The sequence below is a fragment of the Achromobacter sp. MYb9 genome, assembly GCF_002975275.1.
In the GTDB taxonomy this organism is placed as follows: Bacteria; Pseudomonadota; Gammaproteobacteria; order Burkholderiales; family Burkholderiaceae_B; genus Achromobacter.
The window spans coordinates 347,434-363,288 of sequence record NZ_PCOQ01000002.1 but is presented as its reverse complement, the minus strand read 5'-3'; the positions used below and the strand labels follow the sequence as shown (position 1 = coordinate 363,288).

Below are 15,855 nucleotides of genomic sequence, written 5' to 3'. Positions count from 1 at the left end.
TCATCTAATTACAACGGAGACATCCATGGATTTTCGTTTGAAGCTGCTCGCAGGAACCCTTGCATTTGCCGCATCGGCCGCCTCTTACGCCGCCGACCCGATCAAGATCGGCGTGGCCGGCCCCTACACCGGCGGTTCCTCATCCATGGGCGTGAGCATGCGTGATGGCGTGCGGCTTGCCATTGAAGAAATCAACAAGAATGGCGGCGTGCTTGGACGCCAGCTGGTGGCCGTCGAACGCGACGACGAAGCCAAGAACGAACGCGGCGTGCAGATCGCCCAGGAATTGATCAACAAAGAACAGGTAGCGGCCACGGTCGGCTACATCAATACGGGCGTGGCGCTGGCCTCGCAGCGCTTCTACCAGGAAGCCAAAATCCCGGTCTTCAACAACGTGGCCACCGGCAGCGTGATCACGCACCAGTTCAAGGCCCCGGAATTCCCCGACAACTACGTGTTCCGCAACGCGGCGCACGACAGCATCCAGGCCCCGATGATCGTGGAAGAAGCGATCACCCGCCGCGGCTACAAGAAAGTGGCGATTCTGGCCGACTCCACCAACTACGGCCAGTTGGGCCGCGAAGACCTGGAAAAGGCCCTGAACGCCAAGGGCATCAAGGCCGTCGCCGTCGAGAAATTCAACATCAAGGACGTCGACATGACGGCCCAGCTGTTGAAGGCCAAGGCCGCGGGCGCCGAAGCCGTGCTGACCTACGGCATCGGCCCGGAACTGGCCCAGGTCGCCAACGGCATGACCAAGCTGGGCTGGAAGGTGCCGATCATTGGCAGCTGGACCCTGTCGATGGCCAACTACATCGACAATTCGGGCACGAACGGCGAAGGCGCGCGCATGCCGCAGACCTTCATCCAGGACCCGGACACCCCCAAGCGCAAGGCCTTCATCGACGCCTACCTGGCCAAGTTCAAGCCCAAGAACAACCGCATCGATTCGCCGGTGTCGGCGGCCCAGGGCTACGACTCGATCTTCCTGTTGGCCGCGGCCATCAAGCAGGCTAACTCCACCGACGGCCCGAAGGTCCGCGAGGCGCTTGAAAACCTGCAGACGCCAGTGGAAGGCGTGGTGATGACCTACAACAAGCCGTTCACCCACGACAACCACGACGCCATCACCGCGAAGGAAGTGGTCATCGGCGAGGTCAAGGCCGGGCGCGTCGTCAAGGCCAACTGATCGGCCCACTCCCGAATCGGGCGCGGCGCTTCCCCACCGGGGAGCGCCGCGGCGGACCGGCAATGCCGCTTTCGCGCCGCTTCGATCATGCCCTTCCCGCTTCATGTGATGCAGGTGGCGCGCAGCGCCTTGGACAACTGAACACCGCGTTCCGCGGGCGTTGCCAGGAACGGAACGCCGGCGTTATGAAAACACACCCATGATTCTTCTACAGCTTATCTATAGCGGTATCGCGCTAGGCATGATCTATGCCGTCATCGCGTTCGGATACCAGCTTACGTTCGCCACATCGGGCACCTTGAACTTCGGCCAGGGCGAAGCCTTGATGCTGGGCGCGTTGGTCGGACTGACGCTGGTCGGCCTGGGCGTGAACTATTGGGTCATGATCCCCATCGTTTGCATTTTCGGTTTTGCGCAAGGTGCGTTGGTCGAACGGGTGGGCGTGCGGCCGGCCATCAAGACACGATCGGAATTCGGCTGGATCATGGCCACCATCGCCTTGGGGATCATCTTCAAGAACGTGGCCGAGAACATCTGGGGCCGCGACGACCTGCGCTTCCCGTCCCCGCTGCCCGAAGCGCCGATCCAGGTGTTCGGCGCGAACGTGCTGCCCATGGAGCTGCTTGTCGTCTTCGGCGCGCTGGGCATGATGATCCTGGTAGAAATCTTCAACCGCAAATCCATCTACGGCAAGGCCTTCGTCGCCACCTCCAATGACCGCGACGCGGCGGGATTGATGGGTATCAACACCGGCATGGTGATCACGTTTTCCTACGCGCTGTCGTCGTTGACGGCGGCATTCGCCGGCGTCCTGGTGGCGCCGTTGACGCTGACCGGCGCCACCATGGGCGCGGTGTTGGGCCTTAAGGCATTCGCCGTGGCGATCATCGGCGGCCTGTCCAGCGGGATGGGCGTGGTGGTGGGCGGGCTGATCCTGGGGATCGCCGAAACAACCACCGGTTTCTATCTTTCGACGGGGTACAAAGACGTGCCGGGATTGGTGTTGCTGCTGCTCGTTCTGACCTTCAAGCCCGCCGGCCTGTTCGGCAAGACCGCGATCAAGAAGGTGTAAGCGATGAAACCCCTGCACCTATTGCTTTCTGTCGTCGCCGTGGCGTGCCTGGCCGCCGTGCCGCTGGGCGTGACCAACACGTACTACCTGCATTTGGTCGAAACGATCATGATCTATTCGATCCTGCTGTTCGGGCTCGATATCGTGGTGGGCTACACCGGCCAGGTGTCGCTGGGCCATGCCGGGCTGTTCGGCATCGGCTCGTATGTCGCGGGCGTACTGTTCTTCCATCTGCAGATGCCCATCTGGGTGATCCTTCCCGCCGCCATCCTGATCGCGGCGGCGTTCGGCGCGGTGCTGGCGCTGCCCGCGCTGCGGGTCACCGGTCCGTATCTGGCCATGGTGACGCTGGCGTTCGGCACCATCATCCAGATCCTGATCAACGAGATGACCTTCATGACCGAAGGCCCCTTAGGCATCAAGATCCCCAAGCCGTCCATCGGCGGGCACATCCTGACGAAAAGCGAGTACTTCTGGCTGGTGGGCGCGCTGCTGGTGATCTCGCTGATTGTGGTGCACCGCATCCTGAAGTCGCACCTGGGCCGTTCGTTCGAGGCCTTGCGCGACAGTCCGATCGCCTCTGACTGCATGGGCGTGTCGGTCTACCGGCACAAAGTGTTCGCCTTCGTGATCAGCGCCGGTTTTGCCGGCCTGGCGGGCGCGCTGTACTCGTATTCCGAGCAGTACATCTCGCCCAACACGTACAACTTCGAACTGACCATCCTGTTCCTGCTGGCCATCATCATGGGGGGCCGCAAGAGCCGCATGGGCGCCCTGCTGGGCGCCTCCATCATCGTGCTGCTACCCAAGATGCTGGACGACATCGGCACGTTCCGGCTGATCGCCCTGGCCGTGGCCATCCTGGTGACCGTGGGCAGCGTCATCGCGGTGTCCAAGGGCCGCGCCGAACCCCGGCGCGTGGTGGTGCCCGTGGTCGGCACCATCGTGCTGGCGGCCTTCTCGTATTGGCTGGACGCCGTCACCGACTGGCGCCTGACCATCTTCGGCGCCATGATCCTGTTTGTCGTGTACTACCTACCCGACGGCATCGTCGGCTTCGTTCGCAACCTGTTCTTCTCGAACCGCCGCGCGGCGCTGTCGGTGAAGTCGGACCTGGTGAAGGAACAAGAGGCCGTGCCCGATGCCGTGGCCGGCAAGGGCGAAACGCTGCTGACGGCCAAGAGCGTGCTGATGCAGTTCGGCGGGCTGAAAGCGCTGAACGAGGTGGACCTGACCATCAAGCGCGGCACCATCCATGGCCTGATCGGTCCCAACGGGTCCGGCAAGAGCACCATGATGAACGTGCTGACGGGCATCTACGTGCCCACCGCCGGCGCGGTGGAATTTTCGGGCAAGTCGCTGGTCGGACTGGCGCCCGCGGACATCGCGGCCGCCGGCATCGCCCGCACGTTCCAGAACGTGCAACTGTTTGGCGAGATGACCGCGCTTGAAAACGTGCTGGTGGGCTTGCACCACACCTTCACCACGGGGCTGGCCGGCATCGCGCTGCGCACACCAAAGTGGAAGGGCGAAGAGCAAGGCGCCCGGGCCCGCGCGATGGCGCTGCTGGAGTTCGTCGGCCTGGAATCGCTGGCCAACGAAGAGGCCCGCAACCTGCCCTATGGCAAGCAGCGCCTGCTGGAAATCGCCCGCGCGCTGGCGCTGGACCCGCAGTTGTTGCTGCTGGACGAGCCCGCGGCCGGCCTGACCGCGCCCGACATCGTCGAGTTGCTGGCCATCATCCGCAAGGTTCGCGATCACGGCATCACGCTGATCCTCATCGAACACCATATGGATGTGGTGATGGGAGTGTGCGACACCGTGTCGGTGCTGGACTTCGGCCAGAAAATTGCCGAAGGCCTGCCGAACGAAGTGCAAAGCAACGCCAAGGTTATCGAGGCGTATCTGGGCGGCGCGCCCGCCTGACGCCAAGAGGACAACAAGATGCTATCGATCAAGAATCTGGAAGCAGGTTACGGCAAGGTCAAGGTGCTTCACGGTATCAGCATGGAGGTACCGAAGGCGAAGGTCGTGACGCTGATCGGCTCCAACGGCGCCGGCAAGACCACCACGATGCGGGCGCTGTCCGGCATGATCCGCCCGACCGCGGGCGAGGTCACGCTTAGCGGCAAGCGCATCGACGGCCTGGAATCCCACCGCATCGCGCGGCTGGGCCTGGCCCATTCGCCGGAAGGCCGCCGCGTGTTCCCGACCCTGTCCGTGACCGACAATCTGTTGCTTGGCGCGTTCCCGCGCCTGACCGGCAGCCGCCCCAAAGGCGACGTGCAAGCCGACCTGGGGCGCGCCATGGACCTGTTCCCGCGCTTGAAGGAGCGCCGCGAACAGCTGGCCGGCACCCTGTCCGGCGGCGAACAGCAAATGCTGGCCATGGCCCGCGCCGTGATGCTGAACCCTGAACTGGTGCTACTGGACGAACCGTCCATGGGACTGGCGCCGATCCTGGTAGAGGAAGTATTCCGGATCATCGCCCGGCTGAAGGACGAAGGCGTCACGATGCTGCTGGTGGAACAGTTCGCGGCGGCGGCGTTGAATGTGGCGGACTACGGGTACGTGCTGGAGAACGGGCGCATTTCCGTGCATGGCAGCGCGGAGAAGCTACGAGATGATCCGGCGGTGGTTGCTGCTTATCTTGGGGGGGGGCATTAGAGCGGGTTTTTTGTGCGGGCGTTGGCGTTCTTGGGCCGCCCGGCACGTGGATGGCCTGGGGTGCGCGGGTCAACGATTGCGGTCCGGAGCCTTCGCTCCGGACTGCCCCCTTGTCATCTTCGTTGCGGCCTGCGGCCGCTGCCTTCAGATTCCCTCGGGCTTATCGACTCCCCGCGCACCCCAGGCCACCCACGCGCCGAGCTCCGATAGCTGCAATCTCATTGCAGCTGGGACGAACCGTGTGCTTTGGCTTCGGATCGATGGTGGGGTGTGGTGGAGCATCTTGCGGGGCCCGCCCCAGGCCGGCCGCGCGGGCGGCCTCGTGGGGCTTACGCGGCGTCTTGCGTCGTGGTTAAAGATCAGACGATCGTCAACGTCACATCGATATTCCCACGCGTCGCATTCGAGTACGGGCAAACGATGTGCGCCGCCGCCACCAGCTTCTCGGCCAACTCACGCTCCATTCCCGGCAACGAAATCTTCAATTCGACTTCGATGCCGAATCCCGTCGGGATGGCCCCGATGCCGACGATGCCGTTCACCGACACGTCCGACGGGATGGCGATCTTGTCGCGGCCGCCGACGAACTTCATCGCGCCCAGGAAGCAAGCCGAATAGCCCACGGCGAACAGTTGTTCGGGATTGGTACCGGCCGCGCCCGCGCCGCCCAGTTCGCGCGGCGTCGTCAGTTTGACGTCCAGGTTGCCGTCGTCGCTGACGCCACGGCCTTCACGGCCGCCGGTGGCGGTGGCATTGGCGCGGTAGAGAACTTTTTCGATAGACATGATGCGTTTCCTTTATTGAAAGTTGAACTGCCTCGCCTGGCGGGCCCTCCCGCCGCGGCGCTTACCGATAACCTGCGGACCTGCTTAAAACTAAATAGCATGCGATTACATCGTGCGCTATGTATTAGACCGGATGATGACAGGCATCATCCTTCCCTTCAAAGACTGTCGACCAGCTTCTCTCGCAGCGCATGCAGCGTCTTCATCATGCCCTGCGCCTCGTCCAGCGTGCACTGCGCGGCGCCCGCGATGGCGTGCGGGATCGCTTGCGCCCGCTCCCGCAAATCGCGGCCTTCCGTGGTCAGCGACACGATCACCTGGCGCTCGTCGTCCACGGCACGCTTCCGGCTGACCCGTCCCGCCGCTTCCAGGCGCTTCAACAGCGGCGTCAGCGTCGCGGAATCCAGGAACAGGCGGTCGCCGATATCCGTCACCGTAATCTCGTCACCTTCCCACAGCACCAGCATCACCAGATACTGCGGATAGGTCAGGTCCAACCCGCGCAGCAGCTTGCGGTACACCTTGCTCATCGCCAGCGACGTCGAGTACAGCGCAAAGCACAGCTGGCTATCCAGCAGCAGCGGATTCAATGCGCCTTTGGGTTTGGATCTGGATTTCATTGCGCAATATTAAATAGCGCACTATTTATCGTCAAGCGTTTTTTTCTTGGGAATTTGCGCGCCTCAGGCCGTCTGTTCGCCCTCGACCGTGCTGCGGTCGGACCCGTACAGCTTCAGGCCATCCAGATCCAGCACGCGGACGGCGCCGTATTCCACGTTCAGCAGGCCCGCCTCTTCCAGCTTGCGCAGCGCCTGGTTCGCGCGCTGGCGCGATACCCGGGCCAGATAGCCGACTTCTTCTTGCGTAATCGTCAGCCGCATCCCCATGCCCGGATACAGCAAAGGGTTGAAGAGCTCGGCCAGGCAGCGCGCCACGCGGGCGTCGGGATCCAGCAGCCGGTCGTGCTCCGCCTTGCCGATGAACTGCGCCACGCGCTCGTTCAGTTGATGGAGCAGATAGCGGTTGAAGGGGATGCTGGTATCCAGCAACCAGTCGAACGTAGGGGCCGGCAGGCGCGCCACCACCGAATCGCGCAGCGCGACGATGTCGTATTTGCGGACTTCGCGTTTCAGCAACGAGCCTTCGCCGATCCAGCCGCCGGCAGGCACGCCGGTCAGCGAGGCGACTTTGCCCTCGGCATTGCCGACCGACACCTTGACCAACCCGGCCAGTACGCCGATCCAAGCCTGGGCGAGTTCGCCTTTGCGCTCTATGATCGATCCGGCAACGACTTGCTGCACGGTCAGGTCCCGTTCGACGCGCATCTGCTGTTCCGCATTGAGCAAGCGAAACCAGGCCGCGGCAAGTTGCAGGGAGTCGGCTAGCTGCATCGGGAATACCCTAAAAGTTCCTTGAATGTCGCGATGGTGACAGTTGGTAGCAACCCAACCTTATACCTTAACTCCTGCCGTAAATCTAAAACCAACTGGTCAAGCCCTTCATCGCCACTACCGCTCCCGCGGAGGTCAGGCGCGATGTGCCCAAACCGGAGGAGACAACGTGGCACATTCATCGCCCGCATCTGCACAGGTGCCGGCGGCGCTGGACACCTTTCCAGCGCTGCTGTTCGCGCATGCCGAAGTTCGCGGGTCGCGGCCCGCGATACGTGAAAAAAATCTGGGGATCTGGCAAACCCTTACGTGGTCCGACGTGGCGGCGCATGTCCGCCATGTGGCGAACGGTCTGGCCTCGCTGGGCATCCGCCCCGGCATGCACGTGGCCGTCATCGGAGAGAACCGGCCACGCCTGTATATGGCGATGATGGCGGCGCAGTCGCTGGGCGCGATCCCCGTGCCGCTCTACCAGGATGCCGTCGCGCAAGAGATGGTCTACGTGCTGCAAGACGCCGAGATCAGCGTGGCCGTCGTGGAAGACCAGGAACAGGTCGACAAGATGCTGGAAGTGCGCGAGCAATGCCCGGCCTTGCAGCACGTGGTGTTCGACGATCCGCGCGGCCTGCGCCATTACTCGGACCCCATGCTGCTGTCATATGAACAGCTGGAAACGCGGGGCCAGGAATACGCCGCCCAGCACCCGGATTTTCTTTCCCGCGCCATCGCCGCCGTGCAGCCACACGACCCGGCCGCCATGTTCTATACCTCGGGCACCACCGGCAAACCGAAGGGCGTGGTGCTGACGCACCATGCGCTGATCGACCGCGCGCGCGCCGTGTCCGACATGGAAAAGCTGACCGACCAGGAAGACGTGCTGGCGTATCTGCCGCCCGCATGGATCGGCCAGAACATGTTCTCGTACACGCAACTGCTGGTCACGGGCTTCACCGTGAACCACCCCGAATCGCCCGACACGGTGTCGATCGACATGCGCGACATCGGGCCGACCTACTATTTTGCGCCGCCGCGCGTGCTGGAAGGCTTGTTGACCCACGTGATGATCCGCATGGAAGACGCGGGTTTCATCAAGCGCAAACTGTTCGGCGCCTGCATGAACCTGGCGCGCCGCGTCGGCACCAAAATCCTGGACGGCGAATCCGTCAACGCCTGGGACCGCCTGCGCTACGCGCTGGGCAACGCGCTGATCTACGGCCCGCTGCGCAATGCGCTGGGCATGAGCCGCGTGCGCGTGGCCTACACCGCCGGCGAAGCCATCGGCCCCGACCTTTTTGTCTTCTACCGCTCTATCGGCATCAACCTGAAGCAGTTGTACGGTTCGACCGAAACGTCCGTGTTCGTCTGCGTGCAGCCCGACGGCCACGTGCGCGACGACACCGTTGGCCCGCCCGTGGCCGGCGTCGAGATCCGGGTGGCGGACAACGGCGAGATCCTGGTCAAAAGCCCGGGCCTCTTCAAGGAGTACTACCGCAATCCCGATGCCACGGCCGAGGCGCGCAGCGCCGACGGCTGGTTCCATACCGGCGACGCGGGTTATCTGGACACCGACGGCCAACTGAAGATCATCGACCGCGCGAAAGACGTGGGCAAGCTGGCCAACGGCAGCCTGTTCGCGCCCAAGTACATCGAGAACAAGCTGAAGTTCTTCCAGCACATCAAGGAAGCCGTGGCCTTCGGCGCCGACCGCGAAGACGTCTGCGCCTTCATCAACATCGACCTGGAAGCCGTGGGCAACTGGGCCGAGCGACGCGGGCTGCCCTACGCTGGCTACACCGACCTGGCCGCCAAGGACGAGGTCTACCAACTGATCGCGGAATGCGTCGAGCAGGTCAACGCCGACCTGGCCACCGACCCGAAACTGTCGGCTTCGCAAGTCAGCCGCTTCCTGATCCTGCATAAGGAACTGGACCCGGACGACGACGAATTGACGCGCACGCGCAAGGTGCGCCGCGCCTTCATCGCGCAGAAGTACGGCGTGCTGATCGACGCGCTGTTCGGCGGCAAGCAATCGCAGTTCATCGAGACCGAAGTGAAGTTCGAAGACGGACGCTCCGGCAAGATCTCGGCCGATCTGAAGATCCGATCCGTCAAGACGTTCCCCGCCATCACCGCCAAGGCCGCGTAGAGATCATGAGCAACAACGACCGCGACCAGCGTATCGGCGACGTCATGCTGGACATGCAGAACATCTCCTTGTCCTTTGGCGGCGTCAAAGCGCTGACGGACATCTCCTTCAATGTGCGCGAGCACGAGATCCGCGCCATCATCGGTCCCAACGGCGCGGGCAAGAGCTCGATGCTGAACGTCATCAACGGCGTCTACACGCCGCAGCAGGGCAGCATCGCGTTCCGGGGCGAGCACTTCTCGAAGATGAACCCGCGCCGCGCCGCCGAAATGGGCATCGCGCGCACGTTCCAGAACCTGGCCCTGTTCAAGGGCATGAGCGTGCTGGACAACATCATGACGGGCCGCAACCTGCGCATGAAGTGCGGGCTGCTGTCGCAGGCGTTCCGCCTGGGGCCGGCCGAGCGCGAAGAAACCCGGCATCGCGAATTCGTCGAGAACATCGTCGACTTCCTGGAAATCCAGGCCTATCGCAAGACACCGGTAGGACGCCTGCCCTACGGCCTGCAAAAGCGCGTGGACCTGGGCCGTGCGCTGGCGATGGAGCCGCGCCTGCTGCTGCTGGACGAGCCGATGGCCGGCATGAACATCGAGGAGAAGCAGGACATGAGCCGCTTCATCCTGGATGTGAATGACGAATTTGGCACGACGATCGTGCTGATCGAGCACGACATGGGCGTGGTCATGGATATTTCCGACCGCGTGGTGGTGCTGGACTACGGCAAGAAGATCGGCGACGGCCGCCCGGACGAAGTCCGCGCGAACGAAGACGTCATCAAAGCCTACCTCGGCGTGTCGCACTAAGGCGGACAGACATGGGATTTTTTCTAGAGACCTTATTCGGCGGCTTGATGAGCGGCATGATGTATGCGCTGATCGGCCTGGGCTTCGTGCTGATCTTCAAGGCATCGGGCGTCTTCAACTTCGCTCAGGGCGCGATGGTGCTGGTTGCCGCCTTGTCCATGGCGCGCTTCTCGGAGTGGATACCGCGCTGGCTCGGCTTTGACAACATGATCCTGGCCAACGTGCTGGCGTTCATCGTCAGCGCCATCGTGATGTTCCTGCTGGCCGTCGCCATCGAGCGCTTCGTGTTGCGTCACCTGGTCAACCAGGAAGCCACGACCTTGTTGATGGCCACGCTGGGCATCAGCTATTTCCTTGACGGCCTGGGCCAGATCACGTTTGGCAGCTCGGTGTATTCCATCAACGTGGGCATGCCCAAGGATCCGCTGATGATCCTGGACACGGTCTTCGAAGGCGGATTGCTGATCAACCTGGAAGATCTGACGGCGGCGGTCATCGCGGCGTTGCTGGTGGCCACGCTGGCGCTGTTCTTCCAATACACCTCCACCGGCCGCGCGCTCCGCGCGGTGGCCGACGATCACCAGGCCGCGCAATCCATCGGCATCCCGTTGAACCGCATCTGGGTGATCGTGTGGTGCGTGGCAGGCCTGGTTGCGCTGGTGGCGGGCATTATCTGGGGATCCAAGTTCGGCGTGCAGTTCACGCTGTCCACCGCGGCGCTGCGTGCGTTGCCGGTCGTGATCCTGGGCGGGCTGACGTCGGTGCCGGGCGCCATCCTGGGCGGCCTGATCATCGGCGTGGGTGAAAAACTGTCCGAGGTTTACCTGGGGTCGCTCGTGGGCGGCGGTATCGAAATCTGGTTCGCCTATGTGCTGGCGCTGGTGTTCCTGCTGTTCCGTCCGCAAGGGCTGTTCGGCGAGAAGATCATCGACCGCGTGTAAACCACCAGGCCCTCTAGGATAAAAACATGTTCTATCGCGAAAACGGCCAATTCAAGACCAGCTACCGGGCCGATCAGCAGATCTTCCCGATCCGCCAGGACCGCATCTTCATCTGGCTGCTGCTGGCGGTGGCGTTCATCGCCGTGCCGGCGCTGTCGTCCGACTACCTGCTGCGCGCCATCCTGATCCCGTTCCTGATCCTGTCGCTGGCCGCGGTGGGCCTGAACATCCTGGTCGGCTATTGCGGCCAGATCTCGCTGGGTACCGGCGCCTTCATGGCGGTGGGCGCGTATGCGGCCTGGAACTTCGGCGTCCGCTTCCCCGGCATGCCGCTGGTTGCCCAGATCTTGCTGGGCGGGTGCTTCGCCACCATCGTGGGCGTGATCTTCGGCATCCCCAGCCTGCGCATCCGGGGGCTGTACCTGGCGGTGGCCACGCTGGCCGCACAGTTCTTCGTGGACTGGGCGTTCCTGCGCATCCCGTTCTTCACCAACTACTCGTCGTCGGGCAACGTGTCGGTGCCGCCGCTCACGGCGTTTGGGCTGCCGGTGCAATCGGCGATGGAAAAATACCTGTTCGTGCTGATCCTGGTGGTGATCTTCAGCCTGCTGGCCAAGAACCTGGTGCGCGGCGCGATCGGCCGGCAATGGATGGCAATTCGCGACATGGACGTGGCGGCATCGGTCATCGGCATCCGCCCGATGTACGCGAAGCTCACCGCATTCGCGGTCAGTTCGTTCATCGTCGGCGTGGCGGGCGCCTTGTGGGGCTACATCCATCTGGGTTCGTGGGAGCCGCTGGCGTTCGACCTGACGCGTTCGTTCCAGCTGCTGTTCATGGTGATCATCGGCGGGCTGGGTTCGATCATCGGCAGCTTCTTCGGCGCGGCCTTCATCGTGCTGGTGCCCGTCGCGCTGTCGAACATCCCGCATGCGCTGGGCATCCCGCTGTCGGTGGACACCGCCGCGCACATCGAACACATGGTGTTCGGCGCGCTGATCGTGTTCTTCCTGATCGCCGAACCGCACGGGCTGGCGCGACTGTGGAGCATCGGAAAAGAAAAGCTGCGCATCTGGCCCTTCCCGCACTGAAGGGGCGCATTGCCTTGAATTGATTTCGCATTGATTTCTGCGGATCGCGGCGGCAAAAGTGCCGTGATCCACATCCTGAATACCCGGCTCAAGACCGGGCCAATCCCGGTGTCCCAGGGTTTATTGCCCCAAACACCACGCAGGAGGTAAATGGAGATGAAGCGTCTTAACCTGAAGTTGGCGGCAGCCCTGGTGGCCGCAGCCGGCGCCGTCGGCGCCGTGGCCACGCCGGCAATGGCGGCCGAAGAGCAGTTCGTTCCGTTGCTGGTGTACCGCACCGGGTCGTTCGCGCCGCTGGGCATTCCGTGGGCCGATGGCAAGCTGGATTACCTGAAGCTGGTCAACGAGCGCGACGGCGGCGTCAACGGCGTCAAGATCACGTACGAAGAATGCGAGACCGCCTACGCCACCGACCGCGGCGTGGAATGCTATGAACGCCTGAAGGGCAAGGGCACGGGGGCCTCTGGCTTCGACACCCAGTCCACCGGCATCACGTTCGCGGTCAGCGACAAGGCCATGGTCGACAAGGTGCCCGTCGAAACGATGGGCTACGGCCTGTCGCAGTCGGTCGATGGCAGCGTGTTCGAGTGGAACTTCCCGCTCTTGGGCACGTACTGGACCGCGGCCGACGTGATGATCCAGGACATCGCCAAGAAAGAAGGCGGCATGGACAAGCTCAAGGGCAAGAAGATCGCCCTGGTCTACCACGACTCGCCTTATGGCAAGGAACCGATCCCCCTGCTGCAAAAGCGCGCCGCCAAGGAAGGCTTCGAGCTGGTGCTGTATCCGGTGACCGCGCCGGGCGTCGAGCAAAAGTCCACCTGGCTGCAGATCCGCCAGGCACGCCCGGCCTATGTGCTGCTGTGGAGCGCGGGCATCATGACGCCCACCGCCATCCGCGAAGCGCAGGCCAGCGGCTACCCGCGCGACAAGATGTACGCGATCTGGTGGGCCGGCTCCGAAGGCGACGTGAAAGACCTGGGCGATGTCGCCAAGGGCTACAACGCCATCACCGTGCACAACAGCGGCGCCGAACACGACAAGGTCTATGACGACCTGAAGAAGTTCGTCTACGACAAGGGCCAGGGCTCGGACAAGACGGCCAAGAACACGCTGGGCACCATCGCCCACACGCGCGGCATGATGATCTCGATGCTGCAAGTGGAAGCGATTCGGACGGCGCAAGAGAAGTTCGGCAAGGGCAAGGCATTGACGCCCGAGCAGGTCCGCTGGGGCTTCGAGAACCTGAACCTGACGCAAGAGAAGCTGGACAAGCTGGGCTTCGGCCAGATCATGCGCCCGGTCAAGACCTCGTGCAGCAATCACAAGGGCGACGATTGGGCCCGCATCGTGCAGTGGGACGGCGCCAAGTTCAAGGTTGCCTCCGACTGGTACCAGGCCGACAAGACCATCCTGGACCCGATGGTCAAGGATGCCGCGGCCAAGTACGCCAAGGAAAAGAACATCACGCCCCGCACTTGCGAGAACTGATGTGAACCGGCGGCGGGCGCCTTTGCCGGCGCCCGCCGCCACCACGCCGCAGGAATCGTCATGACCGCTGCAACAACTGCCGCCTCTACCGCTGCACCCGCCGCTTCCCCCGCCGCCGACGCGCCCAAGGTGCTGCTCGACGTGAACGGGATCGAGGTGATCTACAACCACGTCATCCTGGTGCTCAAGGGCGTGTCCCTGCAAGTGCCCGAAGGCAAGATCGTGGCGTTGCTGGGCGCCAACGGCGCAGGCAAGACCACCACTTTGCGCGCCATCTCGAACTTGCTCAAGGGCGAGCGCGGCGACGTTACCAAGGGCCATATTCAATACCGCGGCCAGCGCATCGAAAGGCTGTCCCCGTCGGAACTGGTCAAGCGCGGCGTCGTGCAGGTGATGGAAGGCCGGCATTGCTTTGCCCACCTCACCATTGAAGAGAACCTGCTGACGGGCGCCTACACCCGCAGCATGAGCCGCGGCGACACCGCTGCCGCGCTGGAGCGCGTCTACCAGTATTTCCCGCGCCTGAAGCAGCGCCGCAGCAGCCAGTCCGGCTATACGTCGGGCGGCGAACAGCAGATGACTGCCATCGGCCGCGCCCTGATGGCCAACCCCAACATGATCCTGCTGGACGAACCGTCCATGGGCCTGGCCCCGCAGATCGTGGAAGAAATTTTCGAGATCGTGCGCGACCTGAACCAGCGCGAACGCGTGAGCTTCCTGCTGGCCGAACAGAACACCAACATCGCGCTGCGGTATGCCGACTACGGCTACATCCTGGAAAACGGGCGCGTGATGATGGACGGCGCCGCGCTGGACCTGGCCCAGAACGAGGACGTGAAAGAGTTTTACCTGGGCATTTCCAGCGGCGAAAGAAAGAGTTTCCGCGACAACAAGTTCTATCGCCGCCGCAAACGCTGGCTGGCCTGATCCCTGGAGCGGCAGCGCCGGTGTGGACCGGCGCCCGGCCGGCAACGACACCGCAGTACGGCACACGAGAGGGTGCGATCCCATGTCCGAGTTTTTCGATGTTCTGGAAACCCGAGCGCCCGAGCAACGCGAGCGCGAGCTGATGGCCGCCTTGCCCGGCGCGATCACACGGGCGATGGCGCGCGCGCCGGCGATCGCCGAGCAGCTTCGCGGCATTGATCCCGCCACCATCACGTCGCGCGCGGCGCTGGCCCGGCTGCCCGTGCTGCGCAAGCACGAACTGCTGGAACGCCAGCAGCACAGCCGTGACGATGCGGCGACGCCCGCCGGCCCCGCCAAGGCCTTTGGTGGATTCTCGGCGATCGGCTGGGGCGAAGCGATGCGCGTGTTCGCCTCGCCCGGCCCAATCTACGAACCGGAAAGCGTGCGCGCCGACTACTGGCGCTTCGCTCGCGCCCTGTACGCGGCGGGCTTTCGCGCCGGCGAACTGGCGTACAACTGCTTTTCCTACCACTTCACGCCGGCCGGCTCCATGATGGAGACGGCGGCGCATGCCGTGGGATGCACGGTCTTCCCGGGCGGCACGGGCCAGACCGAACAACAGGTGCGCGCCATCCAGGACCTGGCGCCCAGCGGCTACACGGGTACGCCCAGCTTCCTGAAGATCATCCTGGAGAAATCCGACGAGCTGGGGGTGAAGCTGGATTCGCTGCGGCGCGCACTGGTGTCCGGCGAGGCCTTCCCGCCGTCGTTGCGCGACTGGCTGGCGGCCCGCGGCATCGAAGGCTACCAGGCCTACGGCAGCGCCGACCTGGGCATGATTGCCTTCGAGACGCCCGCCCGCCAGGGACTGGTGCTGGGCGAAGACATCATTGTCGAGATCGTGCGCCCCGGTACCGGCGAGCCCGTGCCCGACGGCGAAGTCGGCGAAGTGGTCGTCACCACCTTGAACCCCGACTATCCGCTGGTGCGCTTCGGCACCGGCGACCTGTCGGCGGTCATGCCCGGCATCTCGCCTTGCGGGCGCACCAACACGCGCATCAAGGGCTGGATGGGGCGCGCGGACCAGACCACCAAGGTGCGCGGCATGTTCGTGCATCCGTCGCAAGTCGCCGACGTGGTGCGGCGCCATCCTGAAATCCTGCGCGCGCGCCTGGTCATCAGCGGCACCACCGGATCGGACCGCATGGTGCTGAAGGTGGATGCGCGCGTGCGCGGCGAAGAGCTGTCCCAGCGTATCGCCGACTCCGTGCGCGACGTGACCAAGCTTCGCGCCGACGTGGAATGGGTGGATGCCGACGGCCTGCCGAACGACGGCAAGGTCATCGACGACGTGCGCACCTACGAGTAGC

General features: G+C 63.7%; 14 protein-coding genes. 11 read left to right on the top strand and 3 right to left on the bottom strand.

Annotated features, from left to right (window positions below; all coding sequences use genetic code 11):
• The first annotated feature begins 25 nt into the window (after positions 1-25).
• The 4 genes from CQ050_RS05965 (at position 26) to CQ050_RS05950 (ending at position 4,928) form a co-directional block, all read left to right on the top strand.
• Positions 26-1,189: an ABC transporter substrate-binding protein gene (locus CQ050_RS05965; RefSeq protein ID WP_105555876.1), complete on the top strand. Its 1,164-nt coding sequence runs from the start codon at positions 26-28 to the stop codon at positions 1,187-1,189.
• Between the two features lie 199 nt (positions 1,190-1,388).
• Positions 1,389-2,261, top strand: coding sequence for a branched-chain amino acid ABC transporter permease (locus CQ050_RS05960; RefSeq protein WP_088588679.1), 873 nt, complete (start codon positions 1,389-1,391; stop codon positions 2,259-2,261).
• Between the two features lie 3 nt (positions 2,262-2,264).
• Positions 2,265-4,187, top strand: coding sequence for an ATP-binding cassette domain-containing protein (locus tag CQ050_RS05955; RefSeq protein ID WP_105555875.1), 1,923 nt, complete (start codon positions 2,265-2,267; stop codon positions 4,185-4,187).
• Positions 4,188-4,205: 18 nt separating this feature from the next.
• Positions 4,206-4,928 carry an ABC transporter ATP-binding protein gene (locus tag CQ050_RS05950; RefSeq protein WP_006224764.1) on the top strand — a complete coding sequence of 241 codons (723 nt, stop codon included), beginning with the start codon at positions 4,206-4,208 and terminating at the stop codon, positions 4,926-4,928.
• A 359-nt stretch (positions 4,929-5,287) separates the two neighbouring features.
• Here CQ050_RS05950 and CQ050_RS05945 read toward each other — a convergent pair whose 3' ends face one another.
• From CQ050_RS05945 to CQ050_RS05935, 3 genes are all read right to left on the bottom strand, one after another.
• Positions 5,288-5,713 (bottom strand): organic hydroperoxide resistance protein, encoded by a 426-nt coding sequence (locus tag CQ050_RS05945; RefSeq protein ID WP_105555874.1) that lies wholly within the window; start codon positions 5,711-5,713, stop codon positions 5,288-5,290.
• 158 nt (positions 5,714-5,871) lie between these two features.
• On the bottom strand, positions 5,872-6,333 hold the full coding sequence (locus CQ050_RS05940) for a MarR family winged helix-turn-helix transcriptional regulator (protein ID WP_105555873.1): 462 nt from the start codon (positions 6,331-6,333) through the stop codon (positions 5,872-5,874).
• 63 nt (positions 6,334-6,396) lie between these two features.
• Positions 6,397-7,104, bottom strand: coding sequence for a Crp/Fnr family transcriptional regulator (locus tag CQ050_RS05935; RefSeq protein ID WP_105555872.1), 708 nt, complete (start codon positions 7,102-7,104; stop codon positions 6,397-6,399).
• A 169-nt stretch (positions 7,105-7,273) separates the two neighbouring features.
• Here CQ050_RS05935 and CQ050_RS05930 point away from each other — a divergent pair, with 169 nt between their 5' ends.
• From CQ050_RS05930 to CQ050_RS05900, 7 genes are all read left to right on the top strand, one after another.
• Complete coding sequence (locus tag CQ050_RS05930; protein ID WP_105555871.1) at positions 7,274-9,250, top strand: long-chain fatty acid--CoA ligase; 1,977 nt, start codon at positions 7,274-7,276, stop codon at positions 9,248-9,250.
• A gap of 5 nt (positions 9,251-9,255) precedes the next feature.
• Positions 9,256-10,053: an ABC transporter ATP-binding protein gene (locus tag CQ050_RS05925; RefSeq protein ID WP_105555870.1), complete on the top strand. Its 798-nt coding sequence runs from the start codon at positions 9,256-9,258 to the stop codon at positions 10,051-10,053.
• Positions 10,054-10,064: 11 nt separating this feature from the next.
• A complete protein-coding gene (locus CQ050_RS05920) occupies positions 10,065-10,994 on the top strand; it encodes a branched-chain amino acid ABC transporter permease (protein ID WP_105555869.1) in 930 nt (309 codons plus the stop codon).
• A 26-nt stretch (positions 10,995-11,020) separates the two neighbouring features.
• The gene (locus tag CQ050_RS05915) at positions 11,021-12,085 is read left to right on the top strand and encodes a branched-chain amino acid ABC transporter permease (protein ID WP_105555868.1); all 1,065 of its coding nucleotides are present in this window, start codon (positions 11,021-11,023) and stop codon (positions 12,083-12,085) included.
• A gap of 150 nt (positions 12,086-12,235) precedes the next feature.
• Entirely contained in the window at positions 12,236-13,576 is a 1,341-nt protein-coding gene (locus CQ050_RS05910) for an ABC transporter substrate-binding protein (RefSeq protein WP_105555867.1), read from the top strand.
• A 60-nt stretch (positions 13,577-13,636) separates the two neighbouring features.
• Positions 13,637-14,503, top strand: a complete 867-nt coding sequence (locus tag CQ050_RS05905; RefSeq protein ID WP_233213798.1) for an ABC transporter ATP-binding protein — start codon at positions 13,637-13,639, stop codon at positions 14,501-14,503.
• Positions 14,504-14,585: 82 nt separating this feature from the next.
• Positions 14,586-15,854, top strand: coding sequence for a phenylacetate--CoA ligase family protein (locus CQ050_RS05900; protein WP_105555866.1), 1,269 nt, complete (start codon positions 14,586-14,588; stop codon positions 15,852-15,854).
• The last annotated feature ends 1 nt before the right edge of the window (position 15,855 follow it).